Origin of the sequence: Pseudomonas mandelii (assembly GCF_024138395.1) — a bacterium.
In the GTDB taxonomy this organism is placed as follows: domain Bacteria; phylum Pseudomonadota; class Gammaproteobacteria; order Pseudomonadales; family Pseudomonadaceae; genus Aquipseudomonas; species Aquipseudomonas mandelii_E.
Window position 1 is genome coordinate 20120 of sequence record NZ_JAMYDU010000014.1, and the last position, 19180, is coordinate 39299.

The 19180-nt window shown below is 60.6% G+C and carries 14 protein-coding genes; 9 read left to right on the plus strand and 5 right to left on the minus strand.

Translation table 11 applies throughout. The annotated features are described in order from the left end of the window. Positions 1–44: 44 nt before the first annotated feature. Together xdhC and guaD are read left to right on the plus strand one after the other, a co-directional pair. Complete coding sequence (gene xdhC / locus NHU87_RS19325) at positions 45–890, plus strand: xanthine dehydrogenase accessory protein XdhC (protein WP_253551659.1); 846 nt, start codon at positions 45–47, stop codon at positions 888–890. A gap of 24 nt (positions 891–914) precedes the next feature. Then, on the plus strand, positions 915–2219 hold the full coding sequence (gene guaD, locus NHU87_RS19330) for a guanine deaminase (RefSeq protein ID WP_253551661.1): 1305 nt from the start codon (positions 915–917) through the stop codon (positions 2217–2219). A 177-nt stretch (positions 2220–2396) separates the two neighbouring features. Here the strand turns inward: guaD and NHU87_RS19335 are convergent, their stop codons facing one another. Beyond that, a complete protein-coding gene (locus NHU87_RS19335; protein ID WP_253551663.1) occupies positions 2397–3161 on the minus strand; it encodes a GntR family transcriptional regulator in 765 nt (254 codons plus the stop codon). Between the two features lie 358 nt (positions 3162–3519). Between NHU87_RS19335 and NHU87_RS19340 the strand changes: the two genes are divergently transcribed. Beyond that, positions 3520–4713 carry a benzoate/H(+) symporter BenE family transporter gene (locus tag NHU87_RS19340; RefSeq protein WP_253551666.1) on the plus strand — a complete coding sequence of 398 codons (1194 nt, stop codon included), beginning with the start codon at positions 3520–3522 and terminating at the stop codon, positions 4711–4713. 138 nt (positions 4714–4851) lie between these two features. On the opposite strand, the gene NHU87_RS19345 is transcribed toward NHU87_RS19340, so the two are convergent. Next, entirely contained in the window at positions 4852–5196 is a 345-nt protein-coding gene (locus tag NHU87_RS19345; RefSeq protein ID WP_007896965.1) for a YggL family protein, read from the minus strand. A gap of 234 nt (positions 5197–5430) precedes the next feature. Here NHU87_RS19345 and dacB point away from each other — a divergent pair, with 234 nt between their 5' ends. Then, complete coding sequence (gene dacB, locus NHU87_RS19350) at positions 5431–6891, plus strand: D-alanyl-D-alanine carboxypeptidase/D-alanyl-D-alanine endopeptidase (RefSeq protein WP_253551668.1); 1461 nt, start codon at positions 5431–5433, stop codon at positions 6889–6891. Positions 6892–7025: 134 nt separating this feature from the next. On the opposite strand, the gene NHU87_RS19355 is transcribed toward dacB, so the two are convergent. Continuing rightward, on the minus strand, positions 7026–9416 hold the full coding sequence (locus tag NHU87_RS19355) for a sensor domain-containing diguanylate cyclase (protein ID WP_253551671.1): 2391 nt from the start codon (positions 9414–9416) through the stop codon (positions 7026–7028). A 142-nt stretch (positions 9417–9558) separates the two neighbouring features. Further along, on the minus strand, positions 9559–11829 hold the full coding sequence (gene rlmKL, locus NHU87_RS19360; RefSeq protein WP_253551673.1) for a bifunctional 23S rRNA (guanine(2069)-N(7))-methyltransferase RlmK/23S rRNA (guanine(2445)-N(2))-methyltransferase RlmL: 2271 nt from the start codon (positions 11827–11829) through the stop codon (positions 9559–9561). Positions 11830–12362: 533 nt separating this feature from the next. On the opposite strand from rlmKL, the gene rmf reads away from it, so the two are divergent. Next, positions 12363–12578, plus strand: coding sequence for a ribosome modulation factor (rmf, locus tag NHU87_RS19365; protein ID WP_003223300.1), 216 nt, complete (start codon positions 12363–12365; stop codon positions 12576–12578). 290 nt (positions 12579–12868) lie between these two features. Here the strand turns inward: rmf and NHU87_RS19370 are convergent, their stop codons facing one another. Continuing rightward, positions 12869–13888, minus strand: coding sequence for a quinone-dependent dihydroorotate dehydrogenase (locus NHU87_RS19370; RefSeq protein WP_253551806.1), 1020 nt, complete (start codon positions 13886–13888; stop codon positions 12869–12871). 228 nt (positions 13889–14116) lie between these two features. Between NHU87_RS19370 and NHU87_RS19375 the strand changes: the two genes are divergently transcribed. From NHU87_RS19375 to NHU87_RS19390, 4 genes are all read left to right on the plus strand, one after another. Next, entirely contained in the window at positions 14117–15328 is a 1212-nt protein-coding gene (locus NHU87_RS19375; RefSeq protein ID WP_253551675.1) for a CmpA/NrtA family ABC transporter substrate-binding protein, read from the plus strand. 15 nt (positions 15329–15343) lie between these two features. Further along, entirely contained in the window at positions 15344–15919 is a 576-nt protein-coding gene (locus NHU87_RS19380; RefSeq protein ID WP_008006986.1) for an ANTAR domain-containing response regulator, read from the plus strand. A 360-nt stretch (positions 15920–16279) separates the two neighbouring features. After that, positions 16280–17491: a nitrate/nitrite transporter gene (locus tag NHU87_RS19385; RefSeq protein WP_253551677.1), complete on the plus strand. Its 1212-nt coding sequence runs from the start codon at positions 16280–16282 to the stop codon at positions 17489–17491. A gap of 7 nt (positions 17492–17498) precedes the next feature. Beyond that, entirely contained in the window at positions 17499–19169 is a 1671-nt protein-coding gene (locus tag NHU87_RS19390) for a bifunctional protein-serine/threonine kinase/phosphatase (protein WP_253551679.1), read from the plus strand. Positions 19170–19180: the final 11 nt, after the last annotated feature.

A 19180-nucleotide genomic window follows, 5' to 3' on the forward strand; every position in this document is an offset into this window, starting at 1 on the left:
CGCGAAGAGGCCCGAACAGACAACAATGTTGTAGGGGTGAAAACATGTACAACTGGATCGACGCCCTCGCCGACCTGCAAACCCGGGGCGAACCCTGCGTGTTGGTGACCATCATCGAAGAGCTCGGCTCGACGCCGCGCAATGCTGGCTCGAAGATGGTCATCAGCGCCACGCAAACGTTCGACACCATCGGTGGCGGGCATCTGGAATACAAGGCCATGCAGATCGGTCGCGAGATGCTGGCCAGCGGCCGGCAGGACACCCATCTGGAGCGCTTCAGCCTCGGCGCCAGCCTGGGCCAGTGCTGCGGTGGCGTGACCGTGTTGCTGTTCGAACCGATGGGCCAGGTCCAGGCGCAGATTGCGGTGTTCGGCGCCGGCCACGTCGGTCGGGCGCTGGTGCCGCTGCTCGCCAGCCTGCCCTGCCGGGTACGCTGGATCGACTCGCGGGAAGCTGAGTTCCCCGAACAGATCCCCCACGGCGTGCGCAAAATCGTCACTGAAGAACCGCTGGACGAAGTCGATGACCTGCCCGCCGGCAGCTACTGCATCGTCATGACCCACAACCACCAACTCGACCTCGAACTCACCGCCGCGATCCTCAAGCGCAACGACTTCGCCTACTTCGGCCTGATCGGCTCGAAGACCAAACGGGTGAAGTTCGAACATCGCCTGCGTGACCGCGGCTTCGACAACACCGTGCTGCAACGCATGCGTTGCCCGATGGGCATCGGCGAAGTCAAAGGCAAGTTGCCTGTGGAAATCGCTATCTCCATCGCCGGCGAAATCATCGCCACCTATAACGCGAATTTCGGCCAGCACACCGCCAGCGCCGGATCATCGATCGCCAAACTGCTGCCTGCTTCACGCCGCAGCCAAGCTTCCAATTGATAAGCCTGAAAACTGAGAGATCCCATGCCTTTGACTCGCAAAGCCTACCGCGCTGCCCTCCTGCATAGCATCGCCGATCCCGCCGAAGTGGGCATCGAAGCCTCGTACGAGTATTTCGAAGACGGCCTGCTGGTGGTCGAAAACGGCCAGATCAGTGCCATCGGCCACGCCAGCGAATTGCTGCCGACCCTGCCGGCCGATATCCAGATCACGCATTATCAGGACGCGCTGATCACCCCGGGCTTTATCGACACCCACATCCACCTGCCGCAAACCGGCATGGTCGGCGCCTACGGCGAGCAACTGCTGGACTGGCTCAACACTTACACCTTCCCATGCGAAAGCCAGTTCGCCGACAAGGCCCACGCCGACCAGGTCGCGGACATTTTCATCAAGGAGTTGCTGCGCAACGGCACCACCACTGCGCTGGTGTTCGGCAGCGTGCATCCGCAGTCGGTGAACTCGTTCTTCGAGGCCGCCGAACAGCTGGACCTGCGGATGATCGCCGGCAAGGTAATGATGGACCGCAACGCGCCGGACTACCTGACCGACACCGCCGAATCGAGTTACGTCGAAAGCAAGGCGCTGATCGAGCGCTGGCATGGCAAGGGTCGTCTGCACTACGCGGTCACCCCGCGCTTCGCCCCGACCAGCACCCCGGAACAACTGACCCTCGCTGGCCAGTTACTCAGCGAATATCCGGATCTGTACATGCAGACCCACATCAGCGAAAACCTCAAGGAAGTCGAGTGGGTCAAGGCGCTGTTCCCGGAGCGCAAGGGCTACCTGGACGTCTACGATCACTATCGACTGCTCGGCGAGCGCTCGGTGTTCGCTCACGGCGTTCACCTGTGCGACGACGAATGTGCGCGACTGGCGCAGACGGGTTCGGCGATTGCATTCTGCCCGACCTCAAACCTGTTCCTTGGCAGCGGTCTGTTCAATCTGCCGATGGCCGAGAAACACAAACTCAATGTCGGCCTCGGTACCGACGTCGGTGGCGGCACCAGTTTCTCGCTGCTGCAAACCCTGAACGAAGCCTACAAAGTCATGCAACTGCAAGGCGCGCGGCTGAGCCCGTTCAAATCGCTATACCTGGCCACCCTCGGTGGCGCCCGCGCCCTTCGCCTGGAAGACAAGATCGGTACCCTGCAACCAGGCAGCGACGCGGACTTCCTGGTGCTGGACTACAACGCCACGCCACTGCTCGGCTATCGCCTGAAGCAGGCCAATAACATTGCCGAGACGTTGTTTGTATTGATGACGCTGGGAGATGACCGAACGGTGTTGCAGACGTATGCGGGGGGGAATCTGGTGCACCAGCGCTAAGATTTTCCGGGCATGAAATATCCCCCGCAATCGTTGGTTCCGGGGGATTTTTTGTGTCTTTGAGGCCGCCTTCGCGGGCAAGCCTCGCTCCTACAGATGGGTGGTGGATCACAATAATGTGAACGACACAAAACCTGTAGGAGCGAGGCTTGCCCGCGAAGGCCGCACCTCGGTCCATCAGAGTTTCGCGACTGGCCGCCCAGGCTTCTTGGTCTGCAACAAATGCGAAAACACCGCATGCAAATCATCCGACGCACTTTCTTCGTCGAGGTTGAGTTTGCTGTCGATGTGGTCCATGTGATGCATCATCAGGTCCACCGCCAGCGTCGCGTCCCGCGCTTCGATCGCGTCGATCAACTGGGTGTGTTCATCGTAGGAACAGTGGGAACGGTTGCCACTCTCGTACTGGGCGATGATCAACGAAGTCTGGGACACCAGGCTGCGCTGGAAGCTGATCAGCGGCGCGTTTTTTGCCGCTTCGGCCAGTTTCAAGTGGAACTCGCCGGACAGACGGATACCGGCACCGCGATCGCCACGGGAAAAACTGTCGCGCTCGTCGTTGACCATCTGCCGCAGTTCAAGCAGTTGCTCGGCGGTGGCGTGCTGAACCGCCAATTCAGTGATCGCCCGCTCCACCAGACGCCGCGCCAGAAACACCTGACGGGCCTCTTCGACACTCGGGCTGGCAACGACAGCACCGCGATTCGGTCGCAGCAACACCACGCCTTCATGGGCCAGACGCGACAGCGCGCGGCGAATGATGGTTCGGCTGACCCCGAAAATTTCCCCCAGCGCTTCTTCGCTCAACTTGGTGCCGGGCGCCAGACGCTGTTCGAGGATGGCCTCGAAGATATGCGCGTAGACAATATCGTCCTGGGTACCGCTGCGGCCGGCTTTGCCTGCTCGCGGTTGTTTCTTGAGGGGTTGCAACTGTTCGTTCATGGGCACTCGAGTCGGAGAACTGCGGCGAATTGACCGTGACTGTAATACGGCACAGTGGGTCGCTGGCAAGTATCGCGTAAAAAACACCGCGATTGTACACAATGGAAGGTGGCAACACGACTGTACGGCTGTTTGTCGCCCCCGCTGTATTGCAACGACCGGTTACTTTTCAGTTTAGGCTTGAACGCAGAATCCGTGGCTCAAACGCGATCCCCTGTAGGAGCGAGGCTTGCCCGCGAAGGCGTCGTGTCATTCAGCATTGATATCGACTGACACGACGCCTTCGCGGGCAAGCCTCGCTCCTACAGGGTTCATCGTTGGTTCGGATATTTTCATAGGTATAAGGAACACCGCTGTCATGACCGACGCCACGCACACGCAGCTTCGCCCTCTGACTGACACGTCCCCCTCGGCCATCGTCGCCGGGTTCATCGCCATGATGACCGGCTACACCAGCTCATTGGTGCTAATGTTCCAGGCCGGGCAAGCGGCGGGGCTGACCAGCGGGCAGATTTCGTCGTGGATCTGGGCGATCTCCATTGGCATGGCGGTGTGCTCGATCGGCTTGTCCCTGCGCTATCGCACGCCGATCACCATCGCCTGGTCGACCCCCGGCGCGGCGTTGCTGATCACCAGCCTGGGCGGTGTCAGCTACGGCGAGGCTATCGGCGCCTACATCACTTGCGCAGTGCTGGTGACCATTTGCGGCCTGACCGGCAGTTTCGAACGGTTGGTGAAAAAGATTCCGGCCTCATTGGCGGCGGCATTGCTGGCGGGAATTCTGTTCAAGATCGGCAGCGAGATTTTCGTCGCCGCCCAGCACCGCACTGCGCTGGTGCTGGGGATGTTCTTCACGTATCTGGTGGTCAAACGCCTGTCGCCCCGCTACGCCGTGCTCGCCGCGCTGTTGATCGGCACCGCATTGTCGGGGTTCATGGGGCTGCTGGATTTCAGTGGCTTTCACCTGGAAGTCGCGACGCCGGTCTGGACCACGCCGCATTTTTCCCTGGCCGCGACCATCAGCATCGGCATTCCGCTGTTCGTGGTGGCGATGACCTCGCAGAACATGCCGGGCATCGCCGTATTGCGCGCCGACGGCTACAACGTGCCGGCCTCGCCACTGATCACCACCACCGGCATTGCCTCGTTGCTGCTGGCGCCGTTCGGCTCCCACGGGATCAACCTGGCCGCCATCAGCGCGGCGATCTGCACTGGGCCGCATGCTCATGAAGATCGCAACAAGCGCTACACGGCCGCCGTCTGGTGCGGGATTTTCTACGGGATTGCCGGAGTGTTCGGCGCGACGCTGGCGGCGTTGTTTGCCGCATTGCCTAAAGAACTGGTGCTGTCGATTGCCGCGCTGGCGCTGTTCGGCTCAATCATCAATGGCTTGAGCATTGCCATGGCGCAAGTGCAGGAACGGGAAGCGGCGCTGATTACCTTTATGGTCACGGCGTCGGGGCTGACGCTGTTTTCCATCGGTTCGGCGTTTTGGGGGATTGTGGCGGGGGTGTTGACGCTGGTGATTTTGAATTGGCGCAAGGCCCTGTAGGAGCGAGGCTTGCCCGCGAAGGCGTACTGTCATTCAACATTGATATCGACTGACACAACGCCTTCGCGGGCAAGCCTCGCTCCTACAAAAAGCACGCATAAAAAAACGGCGACCCTTGGGTCGCCGTTTTTTAGAACATCAAGCTACCGGATTGATCGGCTTTTCCGGGTACCAGACGTCGATCAGCGGGCTGACGGTTGCTTCGGTCAGTTCGCTGCGGCCCTTGAGCCAGGCTTCAACAGCGGCACGCTGCTCTTCGGAGACCGAGCCACGCTTCTGCAGGCACACCAGACCAAAGTCGTCGCCGCCAACATAGCCCAGACCGTTGGCTTCCATGGCTTCTTTCAGGAACGCGTCGAGGAAAGCATCAATGGCTTCATCAGCCAAATCTTCTTTGAAATCCAGGTTCAGTTCGAAACCCAGCTCTTGAAATTCATCGACGCACAGTTTTTTGCGCAGACGCTGGGAACGGTTAGTCGCCATTGGAACAATCCTCATAAGTAATAACGGGCCGCACTTTAGCAGTTTCAAGCGCCGATTGCCCGCCTCAGAACGGCGCTACGCCTACCGTCGGTAAAAAAATAGCGGATTAGCAGACCAGGGTACGGCACAAGCTGTTGCACCTTGGGGCATAATGCCGACACTTTCATGACCGCTGAGGGAATTTATTTCCATGCCCTCGTCTTTTTTCCCCTCGGCTGTAGGGTTTTATTTCAGATGATCAAATCTTTGCGTCCATTGCTGCTGGCCAGTCTTCTTCTGCCCCTGGCCCTCCCCGTTTCCGCCGCTTCGATCAACACCGCGCTGTCGCCCAATGTCGAAAAGGCCCTCAAAGCCAGCAAACTGCAGGACAGTGCCTTGTCGCTGGTGATGATCCCGCTCAACGGCCCGGGCACCCCTACCATTCATAACGCTGATGTTTCGGTTAACCCGGCCTCGACCATGAAGCTGGTGACCACGTACGCCGCGCTGGAAATGCTCGGCCCGAACCACCAGTGGAAAACCGAGTTCTACACCGATGGCACCCTCAGCGGTGGCATCCTCAACGGCAACCTCTACCTCAAGGGTGGCGGCGATCCGAAGCTGAACATGGAAAAACTCTGGCTGCTGATGCGCGATTTGCGCGCCAACGGCGTGACGCAAGTCACCGGCGACCTGGTGCTGGACCGCAATTTCTTCGTGCAACCGCAACTGCCCGAATTCAACGATGACGGCAATGACGAGAACAAACCGTTCCTGGTCAAACCGGACGCGCTGCTGGTCAACCTCAAGGCCCTGCGCTTCGTGGCCCGCAATGATTCGGGCAAGGTCCTGGTGTCGGTCGAGCCGCCGATTGCCAGCATCCGCATCGACAATCAGGTCAAGGCGCTCAACTCCAAGCAATGCACCGGTGGCGTGCGCTACAACCCGGTGCCCCAGGCTGATGGCAGCGTCACCGTGACCGTTGGCGGCCAGTTGGGCGAAGGTTGCAGCTCCCAGACCTACCTGTCGCTGCTCGATCACGCGACCTACACCGCCGGCGCTGTGCGGGCGATCTGGAAAGAATTGGGTGGCAGCATCCAGGGCCAGGATCGTCTGGCACCGACGCCGAGCAATGCCAAGGTGCTGGCCCGGGCCTATTCGCCAGACCTGGCGGAAATCATTCGCGACATCAACAAATACAGTAACAACACCATGGCTCAGCAGTTGTTCCTGAGCCTGGGCCAGAAATTCCGCACTGATGCCGACGGTGACGATGCCAAGGCGGCTCAGCGCGTGGTGCGTCAGTGGCTGGCAAGGAAAGGCATCACTGCGCCGCATCTGGTAATGGAGAACGGCTCCGGTCTGTCCCGTGCCGAGCGAGTGAGTGCTCGTGAGATGGCTGCAATGTTGCAGGCCGCCTGGCGCAGCCCGTATTCCGCCGAATTCATCAGCTCGATGCCGATCGCCGGCACCGACGGCACCATGCGCAAACGTCTGAAACGTACGGCGATGGCCGGTGAAGCCCACGTGAAGACCGGCACTCTGAACACCGTGCGCGCGATCTCCGGTTACAGCCGCGACATCAATGGCAATACCTGGGCGGTCGTGGCGATCCTCAACGACAAGGCACCGTTTGGCGCCTCCTCGGTGCTGGATCAGGTGCTGCTGGACCTGTACCGCCAGCCGAAACTGCCGGAAACGGCTTCGGTGTTGTAACCCCCAATCTGATCGTTCCCACGCTCTGCGTGGGAATGCAGCCGGTGACGCTCCGCGTCACTGCCAAAGCGGACGCGGAGCGTCCATTGAGGCATTCCCACGCAGAGCGTGGGAACGATCATATCCTGCCTGGGTTAATTCATCTGCCCCTCAACCCGATCCCTTCCCGCCTGCTTCGCCGCATACACCCCTGAGTCAGCCCGCAACAGCAGCGCATCCGCACCCTCTCCGGCTCGCCAACTGGCAATCCCGAAACTCGCGGTGACTATCCCGACCTCGTCGATCGGCGCGCTGCGCAACCCTTGCCACAACTCCACGGCCAGCACATGGGCCTGTTCGCCGTCGATATCCGGACAGAGCACCATGAATTCTTCGCCGCCCAGGCGACAGAACACATCGGTGCGCCGCAAGCGACCGCCAATGCGCTCGCACACGGCCTGCAACACCCGATCGCCCACCGCATGACCATGCTGGTCATTGATGCGCTTGAAGTGATCGATGTCGAGCATGATCACCGACAACTCGCCACCGCCGCGCTCGACCCGGGCCATTTCGGTGGTCAAGCGCTCCTGGAAGTAGCGACGATTATGGATTCCGGTCAGGGAGTCGGTCACCGACAGTGCGCGCAATTCCTCTTCCACACGCTTGAGGTCGGAAATGTCAGAGATGTAGCCATGCCAGAGCACACCGCCACCGGGCAGTTCCTCTGGCGTCGCTTCGCCTCGGACCCAACGCAGACCACGCTCGGGCAATTGCACGCGGTACTCCTCACGCCATGGGCTGAGGTTGTCCGCCGACGCCTGGAGCGAGAAGCGGACCCGGCGCGTATCCTGAGGATGAATCCGCGCGAACACCGCCTCGGCGTTGAGCAACAGCACGTCCGGCTCGAGTTCGTAGATTTCGCGGATGCCGTCGCTGGCGTAGATCACGCTGAAGCGCCCATCGAATTCCATCTTGAACTGGTAGATTCCGCCGGGCACATGGGCGCTGAGTTTCTTCAACAACAGGTCCCGTGCCGCCAGCGCTTCGTGGACGCGCTTGCGCTCGGTGATGTCGATACAAATCGCCAGGTGTCCGACCCACAAGCCTTGCTCGTCGAGGACCGGGGTCGCCAGCATGTTCACCGTCACGTGACTGCCGTCGTGACGGACCAACGTCCACTCCCGGGCTTCGTGACCGCCCTCTTCCCCGCCTTCGACCAACATCGCCTGACACGTCGGGATCGGCTTGCCATAGCGCGCGCTCAACTCCGCCGAGCGCGCTTCGAGTTCCCGGGGCAGATGCAGACTTTCCAGGGTCATATGGCCTACGACCTGCGCACTGGAATAACCGAGCATTTGCTCTGCACCGGCGTTGAAGGTGCTAATCACCCCGCGCAAGTCGGTGGCGATGATTGCCACCTGCGTCGCGGCATCCAGCACACCGCGCAACTGGCCATGCGTGCCGCGCAACTCTTGCTCACGGTCGTGCAGCTCTTGGGTCCGCTGCTCCACCATCTTCAGCGCTCGCCGGCGCTGGTTGACCAGCACATAGAGAAACACACTGAGCAGCAAACTGAGCAAACCGCCGAGCACCACCAGGCTGGCTACCGAGGAATGGTTGGCTTTCAGGAACGCAGCGCTGGGGCGCATATCCACTTGATAATCATGGTCGGCCAGACGCAGCAAACGCGTGGAGGACAAGTCACTGGCCCCCGCGGTGTTGGTCGACTCGTACAACACTTCGTGTTGATCATCGGTGGACAAGTCGAGGATGCGCACCGAGAGAGAGTCATGATTCTCGTCCGGTAGCCCGTCCGCCAGCAGCTGGCGCATGCTGATCACCGCCATGACATAGCCGGCGGGTGCGGCATTCGGAAGGTTCTGACGACTGACTGGCGCTACCAGCAACACACCCCGCGAATAGGCCGGCTCGATGCCTACCAGATGCAACGGTTGCGACACGGCCATGTTGCCGTTGCGATCGGCTCGTTCCAGGGTCGAACGGCGTAGGGGCTGGGCCAGCAGGTCGTAACCCAGCGGCGTGGGCAGTCGGCTCTGGGTTTGGGTGTAGAGCACGGGTACGTATTCATCTCGCAAGCCGGCTGGCTGCAACTGACCATCGGCGTTGAGTTCTCGAAAGATGAAATTGCTCACACCCTGTTCAAGCACCGCGCGTTCAAGTAGAGGGCGTTCGGCGCGGGAAACCCGGGGAGCCCAGGAGTAGGCTTGGGTGCGACGCAAAAGAGGTTTGGCGTAACCGTCGAATTCCTCGCGGGACACCGATTCGGAATTGACGAAGAACCGGCGCAGGCCATCGAGGCGCTGCTCCTGATCTTCGAAACGTTCTTCGATACGGCTGTAACGTTCACTGGCGAGCAGCTGAAAACGTTGCCGCAATTGCTGATGAAATTGATTGAACGTCGCCCAGGCCAGCAACCCCGTGAGAATCCCGCCGACGAACAATGCCAACAGCGCGACCAGCCAGGCCGAAACATCTTCGCGGATAAAACCCAGGATCTTGGGGCGCACGGCGTGCAACGACATAGATACAACTCAAAACGCCAGGTGCCGGAAAAGCCCATTGGCCACGAGTTGAGTTATAGCTATTAGCCATTAATTTGACCAGCACTGAAAGAACCCAAGAGCCTTTAAAAATCAAGGCTCTGGATCCAATCAGGCTCAAGTATCAGCGAGCAGTGATCTTCCACGCACGGTGGATCTTGCCATTACGGGCGAAATCCGGATCGATGGTCTGGGCGGTGATTTCTTCAACGGCATAACGCTCGGCAAGGTTTTCCTCGAGCGTGAACTTGCGGAAGTTGTTGGAGAAGTACAACACCCCGCCCGGCGCCAGACGCGCCATGGCCAGGTCGATCAACTGCACCTGATCACGCTGCACGTCGAAGATCCCTTCCATGCGCTTGGAGTTGGAGAAGGTCGGCGGGTCGATGAAGATCAGGTCGTACTCGTCACGGCAGGCATCGAGCCAAGCCATCACATCACCCTGCTCCAGACGGTTCTTGTCGGAGAAACCGTTCAGCGACAGGTTACGCCGCGCCCAATCCAGATAGGTTTTCGACAAGTCGACGCTGGTGGTGCTGCGCGCGCCACCCTTGGCCGCATGAACGCTGGCGGTCGCGGTATAGCAATACAGGTTGAGGAAGCGCTTGCCGGCTGCCTCTTTCTGAATCCGCATGCGCATCGGCCGGTGGTCGAGAAACAGGCCGGTGTCGAGGTAGTCGGTGAGGTTCACCAGCAGCTGGATGCCGCCTTCGTTGACCTCGACGAACTTGCCCTGTGCTGCCTGACGCTCGTACTGCTTGGTGCCGCTCTGACGCTCGCGACGTTTGACTACCACGCGGTTCTTGTCGATGTTCAACGCCTGCGGGATCGCCGCCAGGGCATCGAACATCCGCGCCGAGGCTTTTTCCGGATCGATGGATTTCGGCGCGGCGTATTCCTGAACGTGGACCCAGTCGTGATACAGGTCGATGGCCATGGAATATTCCGGCATGTCGGCATCATAGACGCGGTAGCAGTCGATGCCTTCACGCTTGACCCACTTACCGAGGGCCTTGAGGTTCTTTTGCAGGCGGTTGGCAAACATCTGCCCGCCTTCGCTCAAGCGCGGTTGCTCGATCACCACCGGGGCCGGTTTGATCGGGTTGCCATTCTTGTTGTACTTCTCGTACTTGCCCGGCGCTTCGATGTTCGACGGTGCATCGGACTCGGCCTGTTCGCGCTCGATCTGGCGCTGTTCCGGAGTACGACGCTCGCCGGTGACGAACTGGTCCGGCGTGACCTTGATCAGCAGCAATTTGCACGGCAAGGCGCCGTTCCAGAACGAATACTGCTTGTGGCTGCGGATGCCCATGCGCTTGCCCAAGTCCGGGGCGCCGGTGAATACCGCCGCTTCCCAGTTCAGGCACGCCTGACGCAGACGTTCGCCGAGATTCTGGTAGAGGTAGAGCAGGCTCGCCTCATCGCCCAGACGCTCGCCGTACGGCGGGTTGCAGATCACCAGGCCTTTCTGGTTCTGGTCCGGCCGCGGCTCGAACGTCGCGACTTCGCCCTGGTAGATCTTGATCCACTCGCTCAGGCCGGCACGTTCGACGTTATTGCGGCCCGGTTGAATCAGGCGTGGGTCAGCTTCGTAACCGCGAATCCACAGCGGTGGCTTGGCCAGGCCAGCCGCAGCGCGTTCGGTGGCTTCTTCGTGGAGTTTTTTCCACAGCGCCGGCACGTGGCCGAGCCAAGCGGTGAAGCCCCATTGCTCGCGACGCAGGTTCGGCGCCATGTCGGCGGCGATCATCGCTGCTTCGACCAGGAACGTACCAACACCGCACATCGGGTCAGCCAGCGCGCCGCCATCGGCGGCAATCCGTGGCCAGCCGGAACGGATCAGAATCGCGGCCGCGAGGTTTTCCTTCAGCGGCGCCGCGCCTTGCTGCAAGCGATAACCGCGCTGGTGCAGGCTGTGACCGGACAGGTCGAGGGACAGAATCGCTTCGCCACGGTCCAGGCGCAGGTGAATGCGCAGGTCCGGGTTGAGCTTGTCGATCGACGGACGGTCGCCTTGCGGAGTACGCAGTTTATCGACGATGGCGTCTTTGACCTTCAAGGCGCCGAAGTGCGTGTTATCGATGCCCGAACCGTGACCGCTGAACTCGACGGCCAGGGTGCCATCGTTGAGCATGTGGTCTTGCCACTCGATATCCAGCACGCCGTGATAGAGGTCTTCGGCGTCCTTCATCGGGAAGCGCTTGAGCACCAGCAGCACCCGGTTCGCCAGACGCGACCACAGGCACAGGCGATAGGCGGTTTCCATGGTGGCCATGCCGCGCACAGCCGAGGTGTGCTCACGTGCTTCCTCAAGGCCAAGCCCGACGGCTTCCTCGATAAGCAGGCCTTCAAGGCCTTTGGGGCAAGTGAGGAAGAGTTCGAAACGATCGGACATGGTAATTCCAGAGCCTTTAGCTAAGTGAACCGGCAACGCATTGCCGATCCGGTTTTCAATCAGGCGCTTTTCTAACAGAGCGCCCGCGTGGCACGAAGGTGTGCCGTCCCCACCCTGACTGCTCGGGGTTAAAAGAGCTTAGATGCCAGGACAGATATAAAAGTTGATGCAACAAAATGTCATAAGTCGACCCTTCGTCGAATAATCCCCAAGTGCAACGGGTGTCATTCTCGTTAAAGGCTTACCTCTACCATCTAGCGCAGGCCCCGATCATACCGGGGTTTGGCCAAGGAACGCCGGACAAATATCGTGTTACTTATGGCCATAGCATCTTTATGGTTACGTTCTTATGACAAAACGATCATTCCCTCGATGTGACGCATTGGTTAGAACTCAACTCAGGTTGACGTCGCAACGGCGTCAACACCTTGGCTCGCGACGCCGGCAGCGAGCCACCAACGGCAGGATTTTTCTGCCTGACCTCGATTGAGGTCGACGCGATAAATACAGTCAACAAGTGAGGGCAACACCCTATGAGAAGACTTAAGCGTGATCCGTTGGAAAGAGCATTTTTGCGCGGATATCAATATGGCGTTGGTGGTAAATCCCGTGAGCTTTGCCCATTTACTCTACCGTCGGTACGCCAAGCCTGGATCAATGGCTGGCGAGAAGGACGCGGCGACAACTGGGACGGTATGACCGGCACTGCGGGAATCCACAGACTCAACGAACTTCACGCCGTCGGCTAATACAGGGCACACACTCCGACACGACAATCTGATTACGCAACGACTTAACCACGCACGTCCCATCCGGACGGCGGGCTTCGGCCCAGGGGCTCCTTCGAGGAGCCCTTTTTTATGTCCTTTCATCTCATACACCGAACGTTGTAGCAGCTGCCGAGCCTGCGAGGCTGCGTTCGGCGGCGCAGCCGTCGTGAAATCAGACATCGCCGCGTTACAGGTACACCGTGTATGCAGGGTTTACGACGGCTGCGCCGCCGAACGCAGCCTCGCAGGCTCGGCAGCTGCTACAAGGGTTAGCGCAGGGCCGCGATGGCGTCTACGGATTCACGAATCAACGCCGGGCCTTTGTAGATGAAGCCGGAGTAGAGCTGCACCAGGCTCGCACCCGCGGCAATTTTCTCAGCCGCGTGCTTGCCTTCGGTGATGCCGCCCACAGCGATGATCGGCAAGCGACCACCCAGTTCCGTCGCCAGCACTTTCACCGTATGAGTGCTCTTGTCGCGAACCGGTGCACCAGACAAACCGCCCGCCTCCTCACCATGTTCCATGCCTTCGACGCCAACGCGGCTCAGGGTGGTGTTGGTGGCAATCACCGCATCCATCCCGGTTTCAATCAACGCTTGAGCGACTTGGGCGGTTTCTTCGTCGGTCATGTCTGGCGCGATCTTGATCGCCAGCGGAACATGTTTGCCGTGGCGCAGGGCCAGTTCCGCCCGGCGGGTGGCCAGGTCGGCGAGCAATTGCTTGAGCGAATCGCCGAATTGCAGGCTGCGCAGGCCCGGGGTGTTCGGCGAACTGACATTGACCGTCACGTAGCTGGCGTGGGCATAGACCTTGTCCAGGCAGATCAGGTAATCGTCGACCGCACGTTCAACCGGCGTATCGAAGTTCTTGCCGATGTTGATGCCCAGCACGCCCTTGTACTTGGCTGCCGCCACGCGAGCGAGCAAGTGATCGACACCGAGGTTGTTGAAGCCCATGCGGTTGATGATCGCCTCGGCGTCCGGCAAGCGGAAAATCCGTGGTTTCGGGTTGCCCGGTTGCGGACGCGGGGTGATGGTGCCGATTTCGACGAAACCGAAACCCAATTGGGCAAACCCGTCGATTGCCGCGCCGTTTTTGTCCAGACCGGCCGCCAAACCCACCGGGTTCGGGAACTCCAGGCCCATGACCGTCACCGGCAGTTTCGCCGGTGCCTTGCACAGCAAGCCGTTGAGGCCCAAACGCCCGCCCGCGCCAATCAGGTCCAGGGACAGATCGTGGGAGGTTTCCGGGGAAAGTTTGAACAACAGCTGACGGGCCAGGGTGTACATGGGCAGGCTTGACTCGGTTGGCGATGAGAGGCGGCGATTATAGCCGCGCATCAGGGCTTCACGCGAGGCGCGCAATAAAATCAGCCAGCGATGGCATATGCCTTGCACCGTCACAAGCATCAGCACTCATGCCAACGGCGGGATGAGTGGAAGGACAATGGCGTCGTCACCCGGCTTTGCTCACGCAAAGGCCTTGGGACGACGCTTTTTTTGGAAGGTGCGAAATCGATGAACGAACCATCAGCCGGCCCACTGGCCTGGGTCAATGGCAGCGATGCCCCGGAAAAAACCGCAATCAACCTCGGCTTCATGGCCCTGAGCGACTGCGCCTCAATGGTGGTTGCCGCGACTCAGGGTTTCGCCCAACCCTACGGCCTGACCCTGAACCTCAAGCGCCAGTCATCCTGGGCCAACCTGCGGGACAAACTGGTCAGCGGCGAACTCGACGCCGCCCACAGCCTGTACGGCCTGATTTATGCGGTGCATCTGGGCATCGGCGGCGTAGCCTCCACCGACATGGCCGTGCTCATGGGCCTGAACCAGAACGGTCAGAGCATCAACCTCTCCCACGGCTTGCAGGCGTTGGGCGTGACCAGTCCTGAAGCATTGGACCGGCATGTGCACCAAAGTCGCCCAAAACTGACCTTCGCCCAGACATTTCCTACGGGCACCCACGCCATGTGGCTGTATTACTGGCTCGCGAGCCAGGGCATTCATCCATTGCAGGATGTCGACAGCGTGGTGGTGCCGCCGCCGCAAATGGTCGCGCACCTGCAAGCCGGGCGCATCGACGGTTTCTGTGTCGGCGAGCCGTGGGCGGCCAGTGCGGTGCAGCAGAATCTCGGGTTTACGATGGCCACCAGCCAGACGATCTGGCCCGATCACCCGGAAAAAGTCCTCGGCTGCACCCGCGCCTTTGTCGAGCAATACCCCAACACCGCAAGGGCATTGGTGATGGCGATCCTCGAAGCCAGCCGATTCATCGAAGCCAGCGGCGAAAATCGCCGTAGCACCGCGCAACTGTTGAGTGCGCCTGAGTATCTGGATGCACCGCTGGACTGCATCGAACCACGCTTGCTCGGTGACTATGCCGATGGTTTGGGCAATCGCTGGCAAGACCCGCACGCCATGCGTTTCCACCGCGATGGCGAGGTCAATTTGCCGTATTTATCCGACGGTATGTGGTTCATGACCCAGTTCCGGCGTTGGGGTTTGTTGCGTGACGACCCGGATTACCTCGGCGTGGCCCGGCAGGTCCAGCAACTAGACTTATACCGTGAGGCCGCCACCGCTGTCGGCGTGCCCGCCCGGAGTCAGGAAATGCGCAGCAGTCAACTGATCGACGGCAAAGTCTGGGACGGCTCGGACCCGGCCGGCTATGCCCGCAGCTTCACCCTGCATGCCATGAGCGACAGTGCTCCCCTTCTCGCCAGCCGCTGACAGGAGCCTGCGAATATGTTGCGTATCCTGCTGATCAATGACACTGCGAAAAAAGTCGGGCGTCTGAAAGCGGCCCTGACCGAAGCCGGGTTTGAGGTCATCGACGAGTCCGGCCTGACCATCGACCTGCCCGCGCGCGTCGAAACGGTGCGCCCGGACGTGATCCTGATCGATACCGAGTCACCGAGCCGCGATGTGATGGAGCAAGTGGTGCTGGTGACCCGTGACCAACCACGGCCCATTGTGATGTTCACCGACGAACACGACCCCGACGTGATGCGCCGGGCGATCAAGTCCGGCGTCAGTGCCTACATCGTCGAAGGCATTCACGCACAACGCTTGCAGCCGATTCTCGACGTGGCCATGGCGCGCTTTGAAAGCGACCAGGCCCTGCGCGCGCAACTGCACGCCCGCGACCAGCAACTGGCCGAGCGCAAGCGCATCGAGTTGGCCAAGGGGCTGCTGATGAAGATGAAGGACTGCAACGAAGAAGAGGCCTACACCCTGATGCGCCGCCAGGCCATGAGCCGCCAGCAGAAGCTGATCCAGGTGGCGGAGCAGATTATTGCCATGAGTGAGTTGCTTGGCTGAAGCCTTGCGGAGCCAGTGCTGACGCCTTCGCGGGCAAGCCTCGCTCCTACAGGTTTGTGGAATTCAGATGTTGTAAACGACACAAAACTTGTAGGAGCGAGGCTTGCCCGCGAATGGCCACAACCCCGATCTGACGTGTTGGCACAAATCTCGCTACGTAAATCCCTGCAAGGTAACCAACGGCGGTTGCCCCACCTACGACAAAGACGTCGCTCACCTCATTCGCCTCCCCTTGGCGGATCGGGTAGCGGCGTTTTTCCGTTTTGGCCCCAGAGACCGGGGCTGGTGGTGCGGCCGTTGCGGCGCCCCACCTGCAAGCTCATGACTCCTTCTTGATACGCCTGACAGCTGAGGTGCGCGATGAATTCAAGCTTCTGGAAATCCGGCCATACCCCGACCCTGTTCGCAGCCTTCCTCTATTTCGATCTGAGCTTCATGGTCTGGTACCTTCTCGGCCCAATGGCGGTACAGATCGCCGCTGACCTGCAGCTGACCACCCAACAGCGCGGGCTGATGGTGGCCACGCCGATTCTGGCCGGGGCCGTATTGCGCTTTGCGATGGGCCTGCTGGCTGATCGCCTGTCGCCAAAAACCGCCGGGATAATCGGCCAGGTGATCGTCATTTGCGCCCTGTTCGTCGCCTGGAAAGTCGGCATTCACAGTTACGAGCAAGCGCTGTTGCTGGGCCTGTTCCTCGGCATGGCCGGTGCGTCCTTCGCCGTCGCCCTGCCATTGGCCTCGCAATGGTATCCGCCTCAGCACCAAGGCAAAGCCATGGGCATCGCCGGTGCCGGTAACTCGGGCACCGTGCTCGCCGCCCTGATCGCCCCGGTGCTGGCTGCCGCGTTTGGCTGGAGCAACGTGTTCGGCTTCGCCCTGATCCCGCTGATCCTGACCCTGATCGTCTTCGCCTGGCTGGCCAAGAATGCACCTGAACGGCCGAAAGCCAAGTCCATGTCCGACTACTTCAAGGCTCTGGGTGATCGCGACAGCTGGTGGTTCATGTTTTTCTACAGCGTGACCTTTGGTGGCTTCATCGGTCTGGCCAGCGCCCTGCCCGGCTACTTCAACGACCAATACGGCCTGAGCCCGGTGACCGCCGGCTACTACACTGCTGCTTGTGTATTCGGTGGCAGCCTGATGCGTCCGTTGGGCGGCGCGCTGGCGGATCGCTTCGGCGGGATTCGCACCTTGTTGGCGATGTACACCGTGGCGGCAATCTGCATCGCGACAGTGGGTTTCAATCTGCCGAGTTCCTACGCCGCGTTGGCGCTTTTCGTCTGCACCATGCTCGGTTTGGGTGCAGGCAACGGTGCAGTATTCCAGTTGGTCCCGCAGCGTTTTCGCCGGGAGATTGGTGTGATGACCGGGCTGATCGGCATGGCCGGCGGCATCGGTGGCTTCGCATTGGCAGCCGGCATGGGCGCAATCAAGCAAAGCACTGGCAGCTATCAACTGGCCTTGTGGTTGTTTGCCAGCCTCGGCGTACTTGCCTGGTTCGGTCTGCATGGGGTGAAGCGTCGCTGGAGAACCACTTGGGGTTCGGCAGCCGTCACCGCTGCACGGGTATGAGGACTGAATGAGCCTGCAACTGAGTTTTGCCGAACACAGCGCCATCGGCCCCCGCGAGGAAAACCAGGACGCTCTGCGCCTGGTCACTCCGGCCCCGGCGCTGGCGGCAAGCAAGGGTTACCTATTCGCCATCGCCGACGGCGTCAGCCAATGTGCCGATGGTGGGCTCGCCGCCCGTTCGACCTTGCAGGCGCTGGCGCTGGACTACTACGCCACCCCGGAAACCTGGGGTGTCGCCCAGGCACTGGACCGTCTGCTACTGGCGCAAAATCGCTGGTTGCAGGCTAACGGCGGCGGGCAACCGCTGCTGACCACGGTCAGTGCCTTGGTGATGCGCGGCCGGCGTTTCACCCTGGCTCATGTCGGCGATTGCCGGGTTTATCGCTGGCACGCCGACACGTTGCAACGGGTGAGTGAGGATCACGTCTGGGACCAGCCGGGCATGCAGCATGTGCTTAAGCGGGCCCTGGGGCTGGATCAACACCTGGTGCTGGACTTTCTCGATGGCGAACTGCGCCTGAACGAGAGTTTCGTGCTGCTCAGCGACGGCATCTGGGCCGTGCTGGGCGACACGGCCATTGCGGCAATTCTGCGCGATCAACCCGACCTGAACAGTGCCGCGCAGACATTGGTCAACGCCGCGCACCTGGCCGGCAGTCAGGACAATGCCAGCGCCCTGCTGGTGCGGGTCGATGCCCTCGGTGAAACCAGCATTGGCGACGCACTGATTCATCTGCAGCAATGGCCACTCCCGCCCGCGCTGAAGCCGGGCCAGACTTTCGAAGGCTGGCAGGTCGAAGGGATCCTCGGCCAGAGCCAGCAATCGCTGCTCTACCGGGTACGCGACGCACAACAACAGCCCTGGCTGCTGAAAACCTTACCCGGTGCGCTCCGTGACGATCACCAGGCCGGGCAGGCATTGTTGTCGGAGGAATGGTTTCTCAAGCGTGTGGCCGGGCGGCATTTTCCTGAAGTCCATGCCGCCAGTCAGCGTCAGCATTTGTACTATGTGATGCGGGAATATTCCGGGTCGACCTTGGCTGAGCTGCATGAGCGTGTCGCAACGCTGCCATTGGCTCAATGGCTGGACCTGGCCGAACGCCTGCTGCGGGCCATCGGCATGTTGCATCGACGGCAGATTCTGCATCGCGATATCAAACCGGAGAACCTGCTGCTGGGGGACGACGGCGAGTTGCGCCTGCTGGATTTCGGTCTCGCCTACTGCCCCGGGCTGTCCGAAGACCAAGCTTGCGCCTTGCCCGGAACGCCCAGCTATATCGCGCCGGAAGCCTTTCGAGGTGACGTTCCTACACCACAACAGGATTTGTATGCGGTCGGCGTGACCTTGTATTACCTGCTGACCGGGCATTATCCCTACGGCGAAATCGAAGCGTTCCAGCGCCCTCGGTTTGGTGTGCCTGTCAGCGCCAGCCGCTACCGGCCCGACCTGCCGGAATGGATCGCGCAAAGTCTGGAGCGCGCGGTGGCGGCGGCTCCGGATCAGCGTTTTGAAACGGCGGAAGAATGGTTGTTGCTACTGGAACAGGGAGAACGACGCAGTTTGAGCGTGCGCCCCAGACCGTTGCTGGAACGCGAACCGTTGAAAGTCTGGCGGACGTTGGCGCTGGTGTCGTTGCTGGTGAATCTGGTGCTGCTGTTTTTGCTGTTTCATGACTGACCAGAAGATCA

Excerpts from the sequence above, each read along its gene's own strand:
- xdhC (WP_253551659.1), top strand. The coding sequence starts at position 45 with ATGTACAACTGGATCGACGCCCTCGCCGACCTGCAAACCCGGGGCGAA.
- guaD (WP_253551661.1), top strand. The coding sequence starts at position 915 with ATGCCTTTGACTCGCAAAGCCTACCGCGCTGCCCTCCTGCATAGCATC.
- NHU87_RS19335 (WP_253551663.1), bottom strand. The coding sequence starts at position 3,161 with ATGAACGAACAGTTGCAACCCCTCAAGAAACAACCGCGAGCAGGCAAA.
- NHU87_RS19340 (WP_253551666.1), top strand. The coding sequence starts at position 3,520 with ATGACCGACGCCACGCACACGCAGCTTCGCCCTCTGACTGACACGTCC.
- NHU87_RS19345 (WP_007896965.1), bottom strand. The coding sequence starts at position 5,196 with ATGGCGACTAACCGTTCCCAGCGTCTGCGCAAAAAACTGTGCGTCGAT.
- dacB (WP_253551668.1), top strand. The coding sequence starts at position 5,431 with ATGATCAAATCTTTGCGTCCATTGCTGCTGGCCAGTCTTCTTCTGCCC.
- NHU87_RS19355 (WP_253551671.1), bottom strand. The coding sequence starts at position 9,416 with ATGTCGTTGCACGCCGTGCGCCCCAAGATCCTGGGTTTTATCCGCGAA.
- rlmKL (WP_253551673.1), bottom strand. The coding sequence starts at position 11,829 with ATGTCCGATCGTTTCGAACTCTTCCTCACTTGCCCCAAAGGCCTTGAA.
- rmf (WP_003223300.1), top strand. The coding sequence starts at position 12,363 with ATGAGAAGACTTAAGCGTGATCCGTTGGAAAGAGCATTTTTGCGCGGA.
- NHU87_RS19370 (WP_253551806.1), bottom strand. The coding sequence starts at position 13,888 with ATGTACACCCTGGCCCGTCAGCTGTTGTTCAAACTTTCCCCGGAAACC.
- NHU87_RS19375 (WP_253551675.1), top strand. The coding sequence starts at position 14,117 with ATGAACGAACCATCAGCCGGCCCACTGGCCTGGGTCAATGGCAGCGAT.
- NHU87_RS19380 (WP_008006986.1), top strand. The coding sequence starts at position 15,344 with ATGTTGCGTATCCTGCTGATCAATGACACTGCGAAAAAAGTCGGGCGT.
- NHU87_RS19385 (WP_253551677.1), top strand. The coding sequence starts at position 16,280 with ATGAATTCAAGCTTCTGGAAATCCGGCCATACCCCGACCCTGTTCGCA.
- NHU87_RS19390 (WP_253551679.1), top strand. The coding sequence starts at position 17,499 with ATGAGCCTGCAACTGAGTTTTGCCGAACACAGCGCCATCGGCCCCCGC.